The 20,086-nt window shown below is 36.5% G+C and carries 19 protein-coding genes and 1 other annotated feature; of the genes, 3 read left to right on the top strand and 16 right to left on the bottom strand.

The window, feature by feature from the left end; translation table 11 throughout:
- Positions 1-123: 123 nt before the first annotated feature.
- The 6 genes from G7081_RS04880 to G7081_RS04855 all read right to left on the bottom strand — a co-directional run bounded on the left by G7081_RS04880 (position 124) and on the right by G7081_RS04855 (position 7,487).
- Positions 124-1,800, bottom strand: a complete 1,677-nt coding sequence (locus G7081_RS04880) for a formate--tetrahydrofolate ligase (RefSeq protein ID WP_166007839.1) — start codon at positions 1,798-1,800, stop codon at positions 124-126.
- Between the two features lie 106 nt (positions 1,801-1,906).
- A complete protein-coding gene (pheT, locus tag G7081_RS04875) occupies positions 1,907-4,324 on the bottom strand; it encodes a phenylalanine--tRNA ligase subunit beta (protein WP_166007838.1) in 2,418 nt (805 codons plus the stop codon).
- Position 4,325: 1 nt separating this feature from the next.
- Positions 4,326-5,375: a phenylalanine--tRNA ligase subunit alpha gene (gene pheS, locus G7081_RS04870; protein WP_166007837.1), complete on the bottom strand. Its 1,050-nt coding sequence runs from the start codon at positions 5,373-5,375 to the stop codon at positions 4,326-4,328.
- Between the two features lie 70 nt (positions 5,376-5,445).
- Positions 5,446-5,658, bottom strand: a binding site (T-box leader).
- Positions 5,659-5,715: 57 nt separating this feature from the next.
- Entirely contained in the window at positions 5,716-6,051 is a 336-nt protein-coding gene (locus tag G7081_RS04865) for a winged helix-turn-helix transcriptional regulator (RefSeq protein WP_166007836.1), read from the bottom strand.
- 68 nt (positions 6,052-6,119) lie between these two features.
- On the bottom strand, positions 6,120-6,617 hold the full coding sequence (locus G7081_RS04860; protein ID WP_166007835.1) for an HD domain-containing protein: 498 nt from the start codon (positions 6,615-6,617) through the stop codon (positions 6,120-6,122).
- 105 nt (positions 6,618-6,722) lie between these two features.
- The gene (locus G7081_RS04855; RefSeq protein WP_166007834.1) at positions 6,723-7,487 is read right to left on the bottom strand and encodes a TrmH family RNA methyltransferase; all 765 of its coding nucleotides are present in this window, start codon (positions 7,485-7,487) and stop codon (positions 6,723-6,725) included.
- Positions 7,488-7,662: 175 nt separating this feature from the next.
- Here G7081_RS04855 and yidC point away from each other — a divergent pair, with 175 nt between their 5' ends.
- The 3 genes from yidC to G7081_RS04840 all read left to right on the top strand — a co-directional run bounded on the left by yidC (position 7,663) and on the right by G7081_RS04840 (position 10,506).
- The gene (gene yidC, locus G7081_RS04850; RefSeq protein WP_166007833.1) at positions 7,663-8,607 is read left to right on the top strand and encodes a membrane protein insertase YidC; all 945 of its coding nucleotides are present in this window, start codon (positions 7,663-7,665) and stop codon (positions 8,605-8,607) included.
- Positions 8,608-8,857: 250 nt separating this feature from the next.
- Positions 8,858-9,478 (top strand): DUF47 domain-containing protein, encoded by a 621-nt coding sequence (locus G7081_RS04845; RefSeq protein ID WP_166007832.1) that lies wholly within the window; start codon positions 8,858-8,860, stop codon positions 9,476-9,478.
- 14 nt (positions 9,479-9,492) lie between these two features.
- A complete protein-coding gene (locus tag G7081_RS04840; RefSeq protein WP_166007831.1) occupies positions 9,493-10,506 on the top strand; it encodes an inorganic phosphate transporter in 1,014 nt (337 codons plus the stop codon).
- A 31-nt stretch (positions 10,507-10,537) separates the two neighbouring features.
- On the opposite strand, the gene G7081_RS04835 is transcribed toward G7081_RS04840, so the two are convergent.
- The 10 genes from G7081_RS04835 to mutM all read right to left on the bottom strand — a co-directional run bounded on the left by G7081_RS04835 (position 10,538) and on the right by mutM (position 20,081).
- Positions 10,538-12,028 carry a HAMP domain-containing histidine kinase gene (locus G7081_RS04835; RefSeq protein ID WP_166007830.1) on the bottom strand — a complete coding sequence of 497 codons (1,491 nt, stop codon included), beginning with the start codon at positions 12,026-12,028 and terminating at the stop codon, positions 10,538-10,540.
- A complete protein-coding gene (locus G7081_RS04830) occupies positions 12,028-12,714 on the bottom strand; it encodes a response regulator transcription factor (protein ID WP_166007829.1) in 687 nt (228 codons plus the stop codon). The genes G7081_RS04835 and G7081_RS04830 overlap by 1 nt, the downstream gene beginning before the upstream one ends.
- A gap of 109 nt (positions 12,715-12,823) precedes the next feature.
- Positions 12,824-14,245, bottom strand: coding sequence for an NADP-dependent phosphogluconate dehydrogenase (gene gndA / locus G7081_RS04825; RefSeq protein WP_166007828.1), 1,422 nt, complete (start codon positions 14,243-14,245; stop codon positions 12,824-12,826).
- A 182-nt stretch (positions 14,246-14,427) separates the two neighbouring features.
- A complete protein-coding gene (gene rpmF, locus G7081_RS04820) occupies positions 14,428-14,607 on the bottom strand; it encodes a 50S ribosomal protein L32 (RefSeq protein ID WP_166007827.1) in 180 nt (59 codons plus the stop codon).
- Positions 14,608-14,668: 61 nt separating this feature from the next.
- Positions 14,669-15,238 (bottom strand): DUF177 domain-containing protein, encoded by a 570-nt coding sequence (locus G7081_RS04815; RefSeq protein WP_166007826.1) that lies wholly within the window; start codon positions 15,236-15,238, stop codon positions 14,669-14,671.
- A gap of 119 nt (positions 15,239-15,357) precedes the next feature.
- On the bottom strand, positions 15,358-16,287 hold the full coding sequence (gene dnaI / locus G7081_RS04810) for a primosomal protein DnaI (RefSeq protein ID WP_166007825.1): 930 nt from the start codon (positions 16,285-16,287) through the stop codon (positions 15,358-15,360).
- A complete protein-coding gene (locus tag G7081_RS04805) occupies positions 16,287-17,696 on the bottom strand; it encodes a replication initiation and membrane attachment family protein (RefSeq protein ID WP_166007824.1) in 1,410 nt (469 codons plus the stop codon). The genes dnaI and G7081_RS04805 overlap by 1 nt, the downstream gene beginning before the upstream one ends.
- 32 nt (positions 17,697-17,728) lie before the next feature.
- Positions 17,729-18,190, bottom strand: a complete 462-nt coding sequence (gene nrdR, locus G7081_RS04800) for a transcriptional regulator NrdR (RefSeq protein WP_166007823.1) — start codon at positions 18,188-18,190, stop codon at positions 17,729-17,731.
- 425 nt (positions 18,191-18,615) lie between these two features.
- On the bottom strand, positions 18,616-19,230 hold the full coding sequence (gene coaE, locus G7081_RS04795; protein WP_166007822.1) for a dephospho-CoA kinase: 615 nt from the start codon (positions 19,228-19,230) through the stop codon (positions 18,616-18,618).
- Positions 19,227-20,081, bottom strand: coding sequence for a DNA-formamidopyrimidine glycosylase (gene mutM / locus G7081_RS04790; RefSeq protein WP_166007821.1), 855 nt, complete (start codon positions 20,079-20,081; stop codon positions 19,227-19,229). Before mutM ends, coaE begins: the two co-directional genes overlap by 4 nt.
- Between the last annotated feature and the right edge of the window lie 5 nt (positions 20,082-20,086).

The raw sequence follows: 20,086 nt of genomic DNA, 5'->3' as shown, positions 1-20,086 counted from the left end.
ATAAAACAAAATTATCAGTCGGTTTTAATTCTAGGTTAGTCCCGAACAAAATGCAAGGAAATGACTAAAAAAAACTTTGAGTCGGAAAATATAAAAAAGCTCATCCAAGATGAGCTTTTCCATTTAAAACAAGCCAGTAATTTGGCCTTTTTCATTCACGCTTATATTATTTGCTGCAGGTACTTTAGGCAGACCTGGCATTGTCATCACATCACCTGTGTAGACAACAATAAATCCTGCACCAGCAGATACTTTTAATTTTGTAACTTCAATTTCAAAGTCTGTCGGCGCTCCAATTAAACTTGGGTCATCGGAAAATGAATACTGTGTTTTCGCCATGCAAATTGGAAGATTAGCAAAACCTAGTTCCGTTAAGTTGATTAATTGTTGCTTAGCAGCTTTAGAATAATTGACTGCTGAGCCACCATAAATACGCTTAGTTAGTGTTAAGATTTTATCTTCAATTGATAATTCTTCCTCATAAGCAAATCTGAAGTCTTTATTTGCTTGTTCAGTTAACGCCACGACTTTTTCAGCAAGCTCTGTCGCACCTGCTCCACCTTTTGCCCAGACATCAGACAAAATAACTTCTACACCTAACTTAGCACATTCGTCAATCACTAAGTTAACTTCAGCTTCTGTATCTGTAGGGAACTTGTTAAGCGCTACAACTGTTGGTAAATGATAGACATCTGTCATATTACTCACATGTTTCAATAAGTTAGGAAGACCTGCTTTAAGTGCACCTAAATCTTCATTACCTAGTTCCGACTTAGCTAATCCACCATGCATTTTCAAGGCACGAATTGTACCAACAACGACAACCGCATCGGGTTGTAAGTTAGCTTGACGACATTTTATGTCTAAGAATTTCTCGGCCCCTAAGTCTGCTCCGAAACCAGCTTCTGTGACCACATAATCACTTAATTTCAAAGCTGTTTGCGTGGCAATCACCGAGTTACATCCGTGAGCGATATTAGCAAACGGCCCACCATGAATAATCGCTGGATTGTGCTCTAACGTTTGGACAATGTTTGGTTTGATGGCTTCTTTAAGCAAAGCTGTCATAGCTCCTGCAGCCTTTATCTCACCTGCGGTTACGGGTTCATTTTTAATCGTATAGGCAACAATGATATTTTCTAGCCGTGTTTTCAAATCATTTAAATCCGTTGCTAAACATAGAATAGCCATGATTTCTGATGCCACTGTAATCTCAAAGCCATCCTCACGTGGGACGCCATTCACTTTTGGTCCTAAACCATCAACAACTTGACGTAATTGACGATCATTCATATCCATACAACGTTTCCAAGTAATCCGATTCACATCTATTTGAAGCTCATTACCTTGGTGAATATGGTTATCAAGCATAGCAGCTAATAAGTTATTGGCTGCTCCAATCGCATGAAAATCGCCTGTAAAATGTAAGTTAATATCTTCCATTGGAACGACTTGGGCATAACCACCACCGGCAGCTCCGCCTTTCATTCCAAAAACCGGACCTAATGATGGTTCACGCAAGGCAACAATTGCCTTTTTACCAATTTTATTTAGCCCATCACCTAAACCCACAACTGTTGTTGTTTTTCCTTCTCCAGCTGGTGTCGGAGTAATTGCAGTGACTAAAATCAATTTTCCTTTTGCTTCTTTATCTACTAAAGAATCGACATCAATTTTAGCTTTGTAATTCCCAAATAGTTCAATATTATCTCGAGTTAAGCCTATCTTTTTAACAACCTCGTCTATGTAGGCCATCTCTGCTTGTTGCGCAATCTCAATATCACTTAAAAATTCAGTCATCTTAGCCCTCCTCAAATAATCATCTCTTATTTCATGATTTACTTCTATTCAGTTTACCATTTTTAAAGTTAAAAAGCACGCTACCAGAGGGTAACGTGCTTCAAACTTATCTTACTTCCACACCTAATTCACTCACAAGCGCTGCCTGGATCTTATCCATCGCAGAGGTTACTTCTTCGTCAACTAGTGTTGCTTCATTATTTAAAAATGTTAAAGAATAGGCCATTGATTTTTTGTCAGCCCCTAATTTTTCACCTTGGAAAATATCAAACAACTTGATGTCTGCTAGGAATTTTCCAGCATTAGCTTTGATAACATCAACTAATTGTTGGTTGCTAACTTCACTATTAACTAATAACGCCATATCACGTGTCATCGCTGGGAATTTCCCAACTTCTTGATACTTGATGCCCACGCCATCTAGGGCTAGTAAAGCTTCCAAATTAATTTCAGCCACATAGGTTTCATTAACATCATAGGCTTTAGCAATTACTGGATGAACTTGTCCAATGAAACCAATTGTTTGTTCACCAGCTACTAATTTTGCACTACGGCCTGGGTGTAAATCAGTCAATTCTGTTGTCGCTTCAAATCGGATGACATCTGTAAGTCCTAAACGTTTAAAGATATTTTCTAAAATACCTTTTAAAACATAGAAATCAACTAACTCTTTACCATTTTGCCATGTTTGTTGTTGCCATAAACCACTAATAGCAAAACCTAAGTGATTCACTTCTTTAGGTAATATTTCATCAGCAACTTGACTGAAGACTTTACCGATTTCATATAAAGCCACATCATTATTTTTACGAGCGATGTTATAAGCCACATCTTCTAACAACCCGCTAATTAAGCTTTGACGTAAAACCCCGCGATCTGAACTCATTGGCGACTGTAAGGCAACAACCGGTGCATCTTCTAATACGAAAGCAGTTGCTTTATCTTCTGTTGTTAAGGCATAGCTAATCGCTTCAGATAAACCTGATCCTTCAACTGATTCACGGATAGCACGAGTAATGGCTTGATCTGATGTTAAAGCACCTGGTAGAGCTTCCCCGCTTGGTAATGTTGATGGCAAATTATCATATCCATAAATGCGAGCCACTTCTTCAATCATATCTGCTTCAATTGAAATATCCCAACGGCGTCCTGGAATCGATACCGTAAAGACTTCTCCGCTTTCAGTAAATTCAAAGTCTAAGGCTTTTAAAATATCTGACACAGCAGAAACCGTTAAATCTGTTCCTAAACTACGATTAATTTTTGCTAGAGCAATGGTCACACTTGTTTCAGGTGCTTTAGTTTCTGTTCCGACAACTTCTCCAGAAACAACCGTTCCTTCACCTAAGTCAGCCATCATTTGAGCAGCAAATGCCAATGCTTCTTCAACAGTATCTAAGTTAATGCCTTTTTCAAAACGGCTACTTGATTCACTACGTAAACCAAATTGTTTCGCAGATTTACGAGTAATAATTCCGTCGAAGCTTGCTGCTTCAATGGCAACGGTTGTCGTTCCATCAGTAATTTCTGATTCTTTACCACCCATGATTCCTGCTAGGGCTAATGGTTTTTGACCGTTGGTAATCACAACGTTTTCAGCTGTAATGTCGCGTTCTTCTTCATCTAAAGTCACTAATTTTTCACCAGCTTGACCACGACGAACTAAGATTTCTTTGCTACCTAATTGGTTATAGTCAAAGGCATGTAAAGGTTGACCGAATAAAATTAACACATAGTTTGTCACATCCACTAAGTTATTAATCGGGCGAATCCCCGCATTCATTAAGCGATTTTGTAACCAAGCCGGACTTTCTTTTACCGTCACGTCTTTCACAATACGCATACGATAATTTGGAGTATCTTTTTCATCTGTCACAGAAACAGACAGATAATCGGCTGCTTTTTCACTAGCATCTTCTTTTAATTCTAATGTTTCGAAGGTTGGTTTTTGATTGTAAATTGCACCAACTTCATGAGCAGCACCTCTCATACTTAAAGCATCCGCACGGTTTGGTGTAATTGATAGCTCGATGATTTCATCTTCCATACCTAAATACGGATAAACATCTGAACCTGGTACTGCATCTTCTGGCATAAAGAAAATACCATCTGAGTAAGCTTTTGGCACGACGTTTTCAGAATAACCCAATTCATCTAAAGAACAAATCATTCCTAATGACACTTCACCACGCATTTTACCTTTTTTAATTTTTACATTGCCAGCAATACGTGAGTTTGGCATTGCCACAATCACTTTTTTACCAGCTTGAATATTTGGAGCACCACAGACGATTTGATAAAGTTCGTCTTCACCTACATCGACTTGGCAAATTGATAAGTGATCACTATCAGGATGTGGCACACATTCCTTCACATCACCGACAACAATTTTTTTCAACCCTGCTGATGGTTGATTGACTTCTTCTACTTCAATCCCAGTACGAGACATTTTATCTGCTAATTCTTCAGCAGTCACATTTGATAAATCTAGCATTTCACTTAACCATTTATAAGAAACTAACATATTAATTCTCCTTCACTGAAAATTGATTTAAGAAACGTTGATCGTTTTGATAGAAATAACGAATATCATTTACACCATAACGTAACATTGCAATACGGTCTGGTCCCATACCGAAAGCAAATCCGCTATAGACATCTGAATCAATACCTGACATTTTTAGAACGTTTGGATGAACCATACCTGCTCCTAAAATTTCAATCCAACCTGTTTCCTTACAAACGTTACAGCCTTCGCCACCACATTTGAAACAGCTCACATCAACTTCAACTGATGGTTCTGTAAATGGGAAATAACTTGGACGCAGACGGATTTCACGGTCTTCACCAAACATTTTTTTCATGACTACTTCAAGGGTTCCTTTTAAGTCACCCATCGTAATGTTTTTATCAATGACCAAGCCTTCAATTTGATGGAATTGGTGACTGTGAGTTGCATCATCGCTATCACGACGGAATACTTTACCTGGACTAATCATACGTAATGGTCCTTTAGAAAAATCGTGAACTTCCATTGTCCGAGCTTGGACTGGTGATGTGTGTGTTCTTAATAAAAGCTCTTCAGTAATATAGAAGGTATCTTGCATATCACGAGCTGGATGATCTTTGGGTAAGTTCATGCGTTCAAAGTTGTATTCATCTTGTTCCACTTCAAACCCTTCAACGACTTGATAACCCATACCTAAGAAAATATCTTCCATCTCTGACATTGTTTGCGTTAAAATGTGGGCTGCGCCACGAGCTGATTCTTTACCTGGCAATGTCACATCAATTGTTTCACTAGCTAATTTAGCATTTAATTCAGCAGCCTCTAACTCAACTTTTTTAGCTTCTAATTGTTCCGCTAAATGGTCGCGAATTTCATTGGCAAAACTACCTACAACCGGGCGTTCTTCTGCTGATAAATCTTTCATTCCTCGTAGGACTTCTGTGATAGGACCTTTTTTACCTAGCGTTTCCACTCTGATTTGATTTAATTCTGCTAAAGCTTCACTAGCTGAAATTTTAGCTAACGTTTCATGTTTTAACGTTTCTAATTGTTCTTTTAATGACATTATTCATGCTCCTCACTTTTATTTTAATAGCTGTCGCTGTTTCAAGACACAAAAAAAGACCTCATTCCTATCAAGGAACGAAGTCTCGCGGTACCATCCTAATTTACCGTCTACGATAAGACGATACTCTCTTCTTTGTTAACGGTGAATGGCACCGGCTCAGCATGACACTAAGCAACTCAGGAAGTGAACTTCACTTGCAGCCTCTATTCTAGCTCTCAGTCTTGACTAGAATTCCCTGGATATCAGCTCACATGCTACTCTTTTCCTTCAACGTTGTTACTATTATCTTATGCCTTAGTTTACTAGAAAATAGTACCTAGGTCAACTTGCTAACAGCCTACATCCATTTTACAGCCCAGTCTTGAATTTCAGACATGACTTCTTTTAAATCTTGTCCTTGTTCTGTTAAGGCATACTCAACTTTTTTACTATTGTTATCATCTTCATGTCTTTCTACAACTCCAAAAGCTTCTAGTTCTTTTAAACGTTCAACTAAAACACGGTCACTAACCATTGGGATTTTTTCAGCTAACTCATTATAACGCTGGGGACCTGTTTCCAATAAGACATCAATAATCAAACCATTCCATCGTTTTCCTAACATTGAAAATGTTTTTTCAAACTTAGGGCATAATTGGAATTTTTCACCACATTCATTTTCTTTTTCAGACATTTATAACACTCCTTCATAATAATCCATAAAAAAAGCAACCACCAAATGGTTGATTGCTTTTTCATCACTTAACTTGCTAAGTTGAATAATGAGGTCATTCGTTGTTTGGCATTGCGACAAGCTGGTACGATAACTTCATTTATCGCACAGTACTTATCAACCATGGTTACGATGTAACTCTCTTTATATCGTGGTGGCGCAATCGTAGCCAACCACATATGCTTGACTATTATATCACGTTCTCTTTTGTTTAACTCAGTTAATTTTTCAGCATTTTCTAAAGCAACACGGGGATGAACATAAGCATGTGTCCCGCCGGTATACTCTTCAGTACGCCAATCATAATAAAATAAATCATGTAGTAAGCCTGCACGTGCTGTTGAGCGAACATCGCCACCTAGACGTTTGGCTAAAAGATAACTACGATATGAAACAGCTATTGAATGATCAAGTCGAGTTGAATAATGATGCTGAGTAAATTCTGCTAAGCTTTGAACTTCATCCGTTGCTAGCAAATCCTCTACTAAAGCGACATACTCTTGATCTTTTTTCCAATCTTTTTTCAAGCGCGACATTCCTCTACTAAGTTATTTTGAACTCTTAATAACTAGTGTATCACCTTCTATAGCTTATAGCTAAAAAATGGATTGAGGTTAATAAATTCATAATAATTACGCTTTTAAAGCAAACATTAGAACTCCTGCAGCTACCGCAACATTTAACGATTCAGCTTCACCGACAATTGGAATGTAGACATTTTTGGTTGTTTGAGCTAAGATTTCAGCGCCCACTCCTTGTCCTTCATTACCCATCACTAATGCAAACTGTTCCATTGGTTTAATCTCACGATAGCAAACAGCTTGAGGATTTAATTCCGTGCCATAGACTGGGATGTTTTTTTCAGACAATGTAGACATCAGCTCTAGAATAGTCCCTTCAATCACATCGATGTGGAAGTGACTCCCTTGCATTGAGCGCAAAACTTTATCATTATAAATATCTGCTGTGCCTTCTCCTAAAAAGACTGTACCAAAACCTGCAGCATCAGCTGTGCGAATCATCGTACCAACGTTACCAGGATCTTGAACATTGTCTAAGACTAAAATTGGCTGATTTGTTTTTAACTCGACTTTGTTAGTTGGTAACTTAACAACTGCCATAATACCTTGAGGAGCTGGTACAAACGATAACTGTTTCATTATCTCATTTGATAATAAATAAGTCTCAACATTGTCTGAAATAGATAAGTTAGAATGGTTTTCTAAAAACTCTCTACTATATAAGATAGCTTCAATTTCAGTTCCACTTTTAAGTGCCTCTCCTACTAAGTGCTCACCATCTAATAAATAGCGACCTTGTGATGTTCGCTCTTTTTTCTTTGTTAATTTTTTTAAACTTTTAATATAATTATTTTGGCTTGAAGTAATTTCGTTCATTTTATCGCGTCCTTTATCAATCTCTTCCTTGTATTATATCATTCTGACTAAATAATCACTAGATAACTTAAAATAAGTTTAAAGCACAACTTAGATTTTACTCCCACGATTGAAATATACCTCTGAATAGCTTATAGTAAACTGTGTTAATAAATACTGAAAAAGGATGTCACTTATGAAAAAATCAAATAAAAAAATAGTTTTAGCCTCAAGTTTAGTGTTAGTTTTAATCACTTTATCAGGTTGTGTGGACCAAAAAAATGGGGTCCCTACTGGTGAAGGTTGGGTTTACAACTTACTTGTTGAACCAATGACTAATCTTTTAACAACTTTCTTAGGTTTCTTAGATGGTAATTATGGATTAGCGATCATTTTATTTACAATCATCATTCGTTTAATTATTTTACCTCTTGGTTTATACCAAACTAAGAAAGCTGCCTATCAATCTGAAAAAATGGCTTACTTAAAACCTCAGATGTCAGCCATTCAAGAACGTCAAAAAGCAGCGACAACACCTGCTGAACAAATGGCAGCTAACCAGCAATTACAAGCCTTATATAAAGATAACAACATGAGCATGTTCGGTGGTATCGGTTGCCTACCTTTACTAGTCCAAATGCCAATCTTTACTGCTCTTTTCTATACAATTAAATTTATGCCGGGAATTGAAAGTCAATCATTCTTAGGAATTAACTTAGCTGAACGTAGTTTACTCTTAACAGCTTTAGCTGGTTTAACTTATTTACTACAAAGTTACATCAGTTTACATGGCGTACCAGAAGAGCAAAAGAAACAAATGCAAACAATGATGTATATGTCTCCCCTTATGATTATCTTTGTATCATTTAGTTCACCAGCTGGTGTCACTTTATACTGGGTAGTCGGAGGTATCTTCAGTTGTATTCAAACGATTATCTCAACGTTCATTCAAAAACCAAAAGTTCGTAAAGTGGTTGAAGAAGAATTTCGTTTAAATCCACCAAAACCAGTCCGTGATATCCCTGTACAAGACGTGACACCACCTACTCGTCCAACAACAGCCACAACTAAAGCTGTGAATGCATCAAGAAATACACAATCAACAGGTGGCCGTAACGCTGGCAAACAACCAAAAAAATAATGAAATATTTATGACTGATTTCGAATATGAAATCAGTCTTTTATTTTGTTCCAAATTAATGAAAACGCATACATTTTGTGATTATGGAACCATTAATAAAACCTTATACATCAATGGTTTCAACCCTTTCAAAGGCTGTTTCATTTTTTTTCAAATAAAGTGAAGATTTCATTAGTTTATTGGTTTTATTTGTGTTACCATGATGATGTATTTGGTAGTAAATAAAAAACAATGTGAGGGGATTTTTTTAATGTTTGGAAGAAATAAAAAAGATCAATTTGGCGAGATTTTAAATGAAATGACTGCTAATCTAAGTGAAGCGGCATCATACTTTTCATCTTTCTCTCCAGAAAAACTTGAAGATATCACAGTTTTCTCAGAAACAATCAATAACTACGAGTCACAAGGTGACCGTCTTGTTTATAAGATGATTGTAGAATTAAATGATACATTTATTACACCAATCGAACGTGAAGATTTACTTGAATTAACTAACCGTATTGATGACGTATTAGACTCAATGGAGAAAGCGGCTCTTTCATTTGAAATTTGTCACTTATCTAAATTTAATGACGTTATTACAAGCATGGCAGCTGAAATTTCTGGTGCCTGTGAATCAATTTGTGAAGCAGTTGAATTAATGTTCCACAAAAAATTAAAAGATATCAATGCCCTATCTAAAAAAATCAAAGCGCACGAATCAGCTTGTGACGCTCTTTACCGTAAAGCTTTATTAGATTTATTCCAAGATGAGGAAGATCCAATTCGTTTAATCCGTTACAAAACGGTTTATGAAAACTTGGAAGAAATTGCAAACTTCTGTGAAGATGTTTCAAAAACTCTAAACTCTATCGTTATGAAGAACGCATAGGGGGCTAATAAATCATGGATCAATTACTAATTTTAACCGCTGTCATCGTTGCCTGTTCATTAGTTTTTGACTTAATCAACGGTTTCCACGATACAGCTAATGCAATCGCTACAAGTGTTTCAACAAAAGCACTTAAACCAAAACACGCTATCTTATTAGCAGCATCAATGAACTTCTTAGGTGCCCTTCTTTTCCAAGGTGTGGCTAAAAGAATTACTGATGATATTGTTTTATCAACAACCTTTGATTTACCGCATGTGAATATGCAAGTTGTCTTGATTGCAGCTTTATTATCTGCAATCACTTGGAACTTAGTTACTTGGTACTTTGGTATTCCAAGTAGTTCATCTCATGCTTTAATCGGTTCTATTGCAGGTGCAACTGTAGCTGCGGCAGGTTTTTCTGCTATCAATAAAACTGGCTTACTAGAAATTTTTGGCGGTTTAATTTTATCCCCTGTTCTAGCATTCTTTGTTGGTTATGTTGTTTATACAATTATTAAATTCATCTTTAAGAATCACAATTTAGCTCGAGCGAATCGTAATTTTCGTTTAGTCCAAATTTTAACAGCAGCACTGCAATCATTTACTCACGGGACTAATGATGCTCAAAAAGCGATGGGTATTATCACAATGGCCTTAATTGCCGGTGGTTACCAATCTGGTAGCGATGTTCAAACATGGGTACAAATTGCCTGTGCGACTGCTATGGCAATCGGGACAAGTATTGGTGGTTGGAAAATCATCAAAACAGTTGGTGGTAAAATCATGAAGATTAAACCAGTGACTGGTGTGGCAGCAGATATCAGTTCTGTTATTGTCATCTTCAGTGCGACATTACTTCACTTACCTGTTAGTACAACTCACGTAATTAGCTCTGCTATTATGGGTGTGGGTACTTCTCACCGTCCAAAAGGTGTTAAATGGGACACTGGTAAACGTATGTTATTCACTTGGGTGATTACTTTACCAATTGCATTTGCCTTATCAACAATCATTTATTACATTCTACATTTCTTTGTAGGTTAAAAAAAAGCCCGGTCAATTGACCGGGCTTTTTTTATGCATTCAATTCTGGCTCAAGCGATACTAAAGGTAGTTCAATCCTAAAGATTGTTCCAACGCCAACAGCACTTTCGGCTAAGATATGACCGCCATAACTTTCAACAAGTTCTCGAGCAATTGATAAGCCTAAGCCATTGCCACCTTTGTGACGACTGCGAGCTTTATCTACACGATAGAAACGATTAAAGACTTGATCTAAATCTTCTGTCGATATCCCCTCACCAAAATCCTGGATAGCAATTTCTAACGTATCTCGGGTTGACGATAAAGATAGATGAATCTCTTTACGATCAGTAGAATATTTAACTGCATTATCCAATAAAATAATCAGCAACTGTTCAAAGTGATGACGATAAATTTTGACTTGGCGTTCGCGGTATAAATCGTCATCTAAAATGAAAGTAAACTCTGGGTGTAAAATTTTAAAGTTATTAAATGTTTGATGCATCACTTCTTTAGCATGTGAGATATCATTTTTGTGTTGGAATTCCACTTGTTCTAAACGAGATAGATCTAACATCTCCTGAACGAGGCTCTTCATACGAATAATCTCTTGTAAAGAAGCTTCTAGGGACTCCTCTAAGACTTCTGGATCATCTTTCCCCCAACGATTCAATAACTTAAGGTGCCCTTCTATAATCGCGACAGGCGTTCTTAATTCATGTGATACATCTTCAACGAATTGTTGTTGTTGTTCAATGAAACGTTGCATCCGATCCATCATATCATTAAAGACATCAGCTAAATCTCCAAATTCATCACGATTAGGCATTTCAGGGATTCTAATTTCTGCCTGAGGATCTGTTTTAATCTCATTGATAACATTTGTGATTTTTCGTAATGGTCGTAAAAAATAAGATGATAATAAAAAGCCTAATAGTAACGTAACCAATAAACCAATAGCCATCAAAACGATGATATTTCCTAATAATTTTGATTTAACTGTTTGAACAACTGACATATCATAAAATAATTGAATATAACCAATTAACTTATCATTAGCTTGTGACATAACGGGTTGCGTCAAAATAAACCCATCTTTACCATTTAAAGTAATTTCTTGAATTTCTCGTTGTAAACTACCTTTGTAAGGAAAATTATTTTCACGTGTTTCTAAAATAATTTCTTTATTAAAATTATAAATCGTCGTGGTTACTTCCGGACGAGATAACTCTGCAATAAAACTATTTAATTCTATTTTTTTATTGTCTGTTGTTTCAGTATGAGTCTTTTTTAACAATTCAACAACACTCTCAGGTGTTAATTCTTCTGTCGATTCTGACAAGCGTTTTTCAACCTCTATATGGGTTTGTTTTAATTTGGTTTGTTCTTCTTTAACCAATACTTCCGTGCTCGATTTGTAGGTTATGATAGCAAAAGTAGAAAATAAGACAAATATAAAAACGGACGTTAGCAAGGTCCACTTAACAGTTAAAGTTAAATTGGACTTCACTAACGACGTCATTGATTTTTTAAATTTTGCCATTACGATCTCATAACATAACCAGTTCCGCGAACTGTTTGAATATAGCTCTCTTCTCCTGGCACATCAATTTTATTACGTAGATAACGAATATAAACATCTACTACGTTTGTTTCTACTTCTGACTCATAACCCCAAACCTTGTTTAAAAGAACATCACGAGCAAGAACAACGTTAACATTTTCCATTAAGGCTAATAATAACTCATACTCACGTTTTGTTAATTCAATTACTTCATTATCACGACGAACAATACGATTTTCTTTTTCAATTGTTAAGTTGCGATACGATAACGTCGTTTGTTTCATAATGTTTTTGTCGCCTTCAATATCAATACGACGAAGCAATGCTCTTAAACGAGCTAATAGTTCTTCAATCGCAAATGGTTTCACGATATAATCATCGGCACCATGGTCTAAACCTGAAACGCGATCAATAACTGAATCACGAGCAGTCATCATAATAATTGGAGTGTTTTTTGTTTGTCTAATACGACGACAAACTTCTAATCCATTTAATTCAGGTAACATCAAGTCTAGTAAAATAGCATCCCAATCACCTGCTAACGCTGCTTCTAATCCTGTTCTGCCATTGTAGTGAACTTCAACATGATAACCTTCATGCTTCAATTCTAACTCAACAAAACGGGCTAAATTTTTCTCATCTTCAATGATTAAAATATTACTCATATGTTGTAATTTCCTTTCTCAACACTGTAATTTCTCACTATACTGTACATTATACAGATTATTATCTAAAAAAGCCACGACTATTTATAGCGCTTTCTTTTTCAAACTTCTAGTTATTTGCACCGTACCAGTCAAAGTGGAATGTCCCTTCCATATCCTTGCGTTTGTATGTGTGAGCACCGAAGTAATCACGTTGTGCTTGGATAATATTGGCTGGTAAATCTGCACTGCGGTATGAATCATAATAGCTGATTGCTGATGCAAATGTTGGCACCGGTACTCCTGCTTGGACAGCTAGTGAAACAACATCACGCACAGACTGTTGATATTTTTGTGTAATCTCATTGAAGTACTCATCTAATAACAAGTTTTTAAGGTCTGCTTGACGATCATAAGCGTCTGTAATTTTTTGCAAGAATTTTGCTCGAATAATACAACCTTCACGGAAGATTTTAGCAATCTCACCATACTGTAAATCCCAACCATATTCTTCACTAGCAATCCGTAATTGAGCAAAACCTTGAGCGTAACTCATAATTTTACTAAAGTATAAAGCTTGGCGAATTTTTTCAACGATTTCTTTTTTATCGCCTGAGAAAGTTGCTACAGTTGGCGCTGGGATCACTTTACTTGCTGCTACACGTTCTTCTTTCATGGCTGAAATATAACGAGCAAATACTGATTCGGTAATCAATGGTAATGGCACACCTAAATCTAAGGCACTTTGGCTTGTCCATTTCCCTGTTCCTTTATTCCCAGCAGCATCCATGATAACATCAACAATCGGTTGGCCTGTTTCAGGATCTTTACGCGTTAAAATATCAGAGGTGATTTCCATTAGATAGCTATCTAATTCCCCTTCATTCCAATCGTTAAAAATTGTGGCACATTCTTCAACTGATAGTCCTAGGACACGAGTTAAAATATCATATGATTCAGCAATTAATTGCATATCACCATATTCAATTCCGTTGTGGGCCATTTTCACATAGTGACCAGCTCCATTGGGTCCAATATAAGTGACACATGATTCACCATCTTCAGCCACAGCCGCAATTTTTTCAAAAATTGGTGCAACTAAATCATACGCTTCTTTTTGTCCACCCGGCATGATTGAAGGTCCTTTTAAGGCTCCTTCTTCTCCGCCCGAAACACCTGTCCCGATGAAGTTAATTCCTGAGTTAGCTAATTCTTCGTTACGACGAATGGTATCTTTATAGAATGTGTTCCCACCATCAATTAAAATATCACCTTTATCTAAATGTGGTAATAAACTTTGAATTGTTTTATCTGTCGCATCTCCAGCTTGTACCATCAGCATAATACGGCGAGGTTTTTCTAATGACGCAACAAACTCTTCTACAGAATACATGGGTACTAATTTTTTGCCTGGGTTTTCTGCAACCACTTCCTCAGTTCTTGAAGCAGTTCGGTTAAAGATTGAAACAGTATACCCTCTACTTTCAATGTTTAAGGCTAGGTTTTTACCCATAACAGCCATTCCTACGACACCAATTTGTTGTTTAGTCATTTAACATTTCCTCCTACTTATAAGCCAATAGTCGGCTTATCTCTTGTAATCTAACACTCTAGATTATTATAGCCTATTCTCATCAATTTTTAAATAAAACACCCTTATTCTCAGACAACAAAAAAATCCCTTAGACTCCATGGTTGTCTAAAGGGATTTCGAACATTTCAAAAAATGTTTAATTATGCTTCAGTTGTTTTAACGTCTTTACCATCGTAATGACCACAAGCTGGACATACGTGGTGGCTACGTTTCATTTCGCCACAGTTTGAGCATGTGCTCATACCAGGTACTGACATTTTGTAATGCGTACGACGCTTAGCTTTTTTAGCTTTTGAAGTTCTTCTAGCAGGTACTGCCATATTAACTACACCTCCTTAAATCATTTAGCGAAAAGTAAACTCTTCACCATCTATTCCAATCTTACTCATCACCGGAATCTTTATTATTATCTAATAAAGCTGACAACTTTGCAAGACGAGGATCAATATTGTTTTGTTCTTGTTGCTGACGTTCATTGTAATAAGCGTCTTCTGACATTAATTCCCAATCAGAACCAACAATGTTAGCTTCAGACTGTTTCTCTTCATCAGTTAAGACTTGTAGTGGTAAAGATAATAACAAATGATCTTCAACCGCTTCACTTAAATCAATTAAGTCTTTTTCCAGAATCATCACTAATTCATCTGCCGCAATTTTATCTTGTTGCTTTTCAAATTGCTCCGGTGTCATATAGATTTCAGTTATATGTAACTTTGTCAGATATGGCACTGGTTCTAATGAGCGAGTTGATGCTAAAGTCAGCTCTGTTTCAATATCAAAATCAGCAATATACTCATTTTGAGAGACTGAAAAGATTCCTGATACTTTAACTGGTGATGCCCCTAAAATATTAGGTTCTCTTTCAGTTAACGATTGATTAACATCAATTGTTTCTGAGAACACTAACGGTTCATCTTTAAATTTATTTAGTTCTAATAATGACCATTTCATGTTTTTCACCTCTGTGCAACAAAAATAATTATACTAAGATAAGATACTTTTGTCAATGTAATTTTCTTGACAGGTATAGTAAAACCCCGTTATTTCACGGGGTTAATTCTACCATCAGTTTAAGGATTACGGCGGTTGGCACCTACCATTTTAATTTCACGTGCTAGATAACGAATACGTTCCATAATACGGCCCGCTTTCATCGGTTCTTCGTTACCTTCTTTGGTTACCATTAAGTGTTCTTTTTCTAACTGTTCCATACTAAAATTAGAGCTAAAGAAAGTTGGTAACTGTTCTTGCATACGATATTGTAGGATAACTCCTAAAATATCATCACGAATCCAAGAGCCCATAAAGTCTGCTCCAATATCATCAATCATTAAGACTGGTGACTTCTTGATTGCATCGACTTTATCACCCGTAGTATTTGTAGCAATAGCTCGTTTCATTTCAACAGCAAACTCTGAGAAGTTTAGCAAAGTTGATTGAATCCCTTGTTTAGCTAATTCATTGGCAATAACGGCTAGTAAATAAGTTTTACCAACTCCATAAGACCCTTGTAAATAAAGACCTTTATGGAACGCTTTAGGATTTTTAGGATACTCTTCGATAAATTCTAAAGCTGCTGTTAAGGCTTCTTCACGCTCAACAGTTGGTTCGTAACTTTCTAATGTGGCTTCACGAATATCTTTCTGCATACCAATAGCCTTCACACGATTACGTAGTGATTGCTCCGCTTGTTTTTGTAATAACTCTTCCGTTGGGACATACGTCACATCAATAAAGTGGAAGTTCATAAACAGTTTAGGCTCATACCCTGGGGCAATCATATTTGGTTCGTTCAATTTGAATTTACGTTTTTCTTGAACGTATTCATACATTTTAGCGTAGCTTTTATGAATCGCTTCATCGGTTAATTCATCTTGATGTTCTGAAATAAAGGCCGCTACATCTGGATCAGCAAGCACTTCTTTAACTAATTCATCTAGGCGTTCATTCCAATTGTTTTTATTCAAAACTTTTGTCATTTCATCTCCAACATGTTCCATTAGGCGTCACCCTCCTTTGACTGTTCACGTAATTTTTTAATTCGTTCTTTCAAACGATCCTCTGCTTCTTTCGAAACACGTGTTTCTTGGTTTGTTTGACCTACCCAATCAGGTGTCGTTTCTTTACGACCTCCTTTTTTAGCATAGGATTTTTTAGAATAAGATTGTTTTGGCTTACTTGCTTGTTGTGAAGCTACTTCTTTAATTTTTTCAAATGCCGCTTCCGGCGTTCTAATTTGATTTTGTGCCCAATCATTGGCAATGGTTTCCGCATGGAATTTATTAATATCTGGCTTACCTTGAACAACTAAGATGTAATGAATTAAAACATTAAGCACCGCATCTGATAATGTTGAACGTTTAATTAGGCCTTCAATGGCATAACGTTCCCCATCAGAAATGAACCCACGTTTTTGATCTTTGATTGATTCTAAGTAAATCATCGGACTATAACTTTCTGTTGCTAAAATAAATTCAACATCCGCATCACTATAACCTTTTGCTACCATGTCATTTTTACGACGAATCAATTGCTCAGAATCAGTTAAGCCTTCCAAAGCTGGTGAGGCTTCACCTGCTTGCTGTTCCTTACGACCATGATATTTATCAATGACCGCTTTACGCAACTCATTTACTTTAATTTCATTAGTGACATAATCGACACTTGGTTCCACTAATTCACGCATCGTTAATTCATTGATGCCGTATAAATTATGCAACGTATAGATTGTATCTTTTACTTCTTGTGTCATTTTTTCCTTATTTAAGAAAAAGTCATTCATTAAACTCATAAAGTAATCCCAATCAAAGCTATCACGTACTGGTGATAATTTTGTTAGCTCCACTTCAGTAAATTGGGCTTTCGTTTGGGTAAGTTGTTGGCTATGACTAGCTAGCTGCTCCCCTTTGAAATGAAAGACATCCACAAATTTATGAGTTACCTCTTGATAGCCTGTTGGCTGACATTGTGGAATCGCAAAACGTTTGACTAATTTATCAAAACGCTTTTCTCCCACAGCATCTAATAATAACAAACTTAAAACATCATCATTAAAAATATTTGTTGGGGCTAACGGCGGAATAAGTTCATAAATAAAGTGACGGAAATTATCTTGTTGTTTTTCGTAAACACGCAACAAACCAATCCCTTCAAGCTTTACTCGGGCATTAAAGATTTTAGGTAAATCAAGATTAAGTTGATTAAACAATTCACTGTGCAATGTTTCTTGACTATCGAAATCATGATCATCAATGGCGGTTAACAAGGCATGGTATAACCCAAAGGCTTCGATACCAATAATCGGTTGATATAAGTAACTTAAAACACGCTCATCTTGAACCGTTATTTCCTGACACAATTTTACCGTAAAACTATCTTGTGGATGTAATTGCTTCCAAGCACTATTCATGTCTATTCCTCCTTTCCCATTTTTATATATGACTATTTCTCTGCTTTATCTAACATCTCTTGCATCTCTTTTAAGAAGACACTCATATCTTTAAATTGACGGTAAACACTTGCGAAACGAATGTATGAAATTTCATCCAAGTTTACTAAGTCTTCCATGACATATTCACCAATTAGATTGGTTGACACTTCATTTTCCCCTAATGAACGAACCTTGTTCTCTACTTGATCAACAATTTGTTCCATTTGTTCCATCGAAACAGGACGTTTCTCTGAAGAACGAATTAGACCACGCAAGATTTTATCGCGGTTAAATTCTTCACGACCACCATTCTTTTTAATCACTAATAATGGTGCTGCTTCAATTCTTTCAAATGTTGTAAAACGGAAGCCACACTCTTCACATTCACGACGACGACGAATTGCTCGGCCATCATCTGCTGGTCGGCTATCGACTACTCGAGAGCCATTGTTTTGACATTTTGCACATTGCATTTCAGTTCACCTCTTTTTCAATTTAAATGTTATCAATTCGATTCCATTATTTGTCCAATTATAGAACTATTATATCACAATTGTTTCATGGAACATAGTCTGCTACACTTGCTCTCCCTCAGTTTTAATTGACATCTAAAAGCCCAATAGATACACTTGCCTTGTCTTCGTTTATATCCCCTTAACTTGAAAGGAGAATACTATGTCACGACAAGAAAAGATTGATAAAATCATTACTATGTCACTAATCCTAATTATTATTGCAATCCTCCTTTTTCTCTTCATTCCATTTATATCCCAACTAATCGCTCGAATTTCTGACAGCAACTTTTTAATGCTCTATTCATTATTAACTTATCTGTCCCCTGTATTATTACTTTTTTGGGCTGGCTATGCTTTATACATTTGGAAAAAATAAAAAACCTTCACATATGTGAAGGTTTTATTTTTTTATTCTTAACTAACCATTGATCGATTTGTTGATACGTTTCAGGGATCGTTCCCGAGTTATCAATGATAACATCAGCTAACTTGATTTTCTCAGAAATTGGCATCTGACTGGCTAAACGAGCTAAGCCCTCTTCTTCAGTCAATTTATTTCTAGCACACAACCGTTCTAATTGTATTTTTTCAGACAAACCCACAACTATAATTTCATCCATCATCTCATCATAATGAGCTTCATATAAAAGTGGAATATCAACTATAACTAAAGGCGCTCCCAGTTTAACTTGTTCTTCTATTCTCGTTGAAATCTCTCCGCGAATTTCATCATCTAAAATAGCATCTAACTTTCGACGTTTTTCACTGTCATTAAAAATGATTTCGCCTAATCTTTTTCTATTTAAATGACCATCTTCAAGTAAAATAGACTCTCCAAAATAAGCAACAACTTGAGCTAAGCCTGGTTCTCCTGGTTCAACCACTTCTCTAGCGATGATATCCGCATCGATAACTGGGTATCCCACCTCAGAAAAATAACGACTAACAGTTGACTTTCCGGTAGCTATTCCTCCTGTTAAACCAACAACTTTTGTCATGACTTTGCTCCTTTACTCTTGCGACGTTTTAACTGCTGACAGTTCGGACAATAATGAGTCCCACGTTGAGCCACTTTCTTCTTAGCAATTGGTCCACCACAATACTCACAAGGTTCACCGGTTTGACCATAAGCTTTCAAAGCTGTCTGGAATTTACCAGCTTCCCCTAAGGCATTTTTATATGTTCGAATCGTTGTTCCTCCTGCTTCAACCGCACGTCCTAAAACGTCAATAATTGCTTGGTGAAGGATCGTCACTTCTTTCTTGGTTAATGTGTCAGCTGGCTGTTCCGGATGAATCTGGGCTTGGAATAACGCCTCATCCACATAGATATTACCTAAGCCTGTCACTAATTTTTGTTCCAGTAATAACGGTTTAATTGCCTTACCTGATTTTTTCAAACCGACTGCAAACGGGTCTAATAAAAATTCTTCAACAACCGGTTCTGGTCCAAGTTTTTTTATCCCAGCATAGTCAGTTGCTGTTCCTTTTTCAATTAATGCCATACGACCAAACTTACGCACATCTAAATAACTTAGGCTGCTGCCATCTTGAAAATTAAAAACAACATGGGCATGCTTTTGTAATGATGCTGACTCTTCACTGAATTCATATTTCCCTTCCATCCTCAAATGAGAAATCAAATCATAGTGAGTCAGCCTGATAATCAAGAACTTACCTCGACGTTCTAGCCCCGTAATCGTTTCACCCTGTAGCATCAGCTTGAACTCATCAACTTCTGGCTTTTCAATAATTCGCGGCCAATAGACATCTACTGATTGAATTGTTTTGTTTAAAACCAATTGTTCTAATCCAATTCTGACTGCTTCTACTTCTGGTAATTCAGGCATAATTT

The organism is Vagococcus coleopterorum, from assembly GCF_011303955.1.
GTDB classification, from domain to species: Bacteria; Bacillota; Bacilli; order Lactobacillales; family Vagococcaceae; genus Vagococcus_D; species Vagococcus_D coleopterorum.
This window is presented reverse-complemented; position numbering and strand designations above follow the sequence as displayed.

What these genes read in the sequence shown, in the direction of transcription:
- G7081_RS04880 (WP_166007839.1), bottom strand. Translation starts at nt 1,800, where the DNA reads ATGACTGAATTTTTAAGTGATATTGAGATTGCGCAACAAGCAGAGATG.
- pheT (WP_166007838.1), bottom strand. Translation starts at nt 4,324, where the DNA reads ATGTTAGTTTCTTATAAATGGTTAAGTGAAATGCTAGATTTATCAAAT.
- pheS (WP_166007837.1), bottom strand. Translation starts at nt 5,375, where the DNA reads ATGTCATTAAAAGAACAATTAGAAACGTTAAAACATGAAACGTTAGCT.
- G7081_RS04865 (WP_166007836.1), bottom strand. Translation starts at nt 6,051, where the DNA reads ATGTCTGAAAAAGAAAATGAATGTGGTGAAAAATTCCAATTATGCCCT.
- G7081_RS04855 (WP_166007834.1), bottom strand. Translation starts at nt 7,487, where the DNA reads ATGAACGAAATTACTTCAAGCCAAAATAATTATATTAAAAGTTTAAAA.
- yidC (WP_166007833.1), top strand. Translation starts at nt 7,663, where the DNA reads ATGAAAAAATCAAATAAAAAAATAGTTTTAGCCTCAAGTTTAGTGTTA.
- G7081_RS04845 (WP_166007832.1), top strand. Translation starts at nt 8,858, where the DNA reads ATGTTTGGAAGAAATAAAAAAGATCAATTTGGCGAGATTTTAAATGAA.
- G7081_RS04840 (WP_166007831.1), top strand. Translation starts at nt 9,493, where the DNA reads ATGGATCAATTACTAATTTTAACCGCTGTCATCGTTGCCTGTTCATTA.
- G7081_RS04835 (WP_166007830.1), bottom strand. Translation starts at nt 12,028, where the DNA reads ATGGCAAAATTTAAAAAATCAATGACGTCGTTAGTGAAGTCCAATTTA.
- G7081_RS04830 (WP_166007829.1), bottom strand. Translation starts at nt 12,714, where the DNA reads ATGAGTAATATTTTAATCATTGAAGATGAGAAAAATTTAGCCCGTTTT.
- gndA (WP_166007828.1), bottom strand. Translation starts at nt 14,245, where the DNA reads ATGACTAAACAACAAATTGGTGTCGTAGGAATGGCTGTTATGGGTAAA.
- rpmF (WP_166007827.1), bottom strand. Translation starts at nt 14,607, where the DNA reads ATGGCAGTACCTGCTAGAAGAACTTCAAAAGCTAAAAAAGCTAAGCGT.
- G7081_RS04815 (WP_166007826.1), bottom strand. Translation starts at nt 15,238, where the DNA reads ATGAAATGGTCATTATTAGAACTAAATAAATTTAAAGATGAACCGTTA.
- dnaI (WP_166007825.1), bottom strand. Translation starts at nt 16,287, where the DNA reads ATGGAACATGTTGGAGATGAAATGACAAAAGTTTTGAATAAAAACAAT.
- G7081_RS04805 (WP_166007824.1), bottom strand. Translation starts at nt 17,696, where the DNA reads ATGAATAGTGCTTGGAAGCAATTACATCCACAAGATAGTTTTACGGTA.
- nrdR (WP_166007823.1), bottom strand. Translation starts at nt 18,190, where the DNA reads ATGCAATGTGCAAAATGTCAAAACAATGGCTCTCGAGTAGTCGATAGC.
- coaE (WP_166007822.1), bottom strand. Translation starts at nt 19,230, where the DNA reads ATGACAAAAGTTGTTGGTTTAACAGGAGGAATAGCTACCGGAAAGTCA.
- mutM (WP_166007821.1), bottom strand. Translation starts at nt 20,081, where the DNA reads ATGCCTGAATTACCAGAAGTAGAAGCAGTCAGAATTGGATTAGAACAA.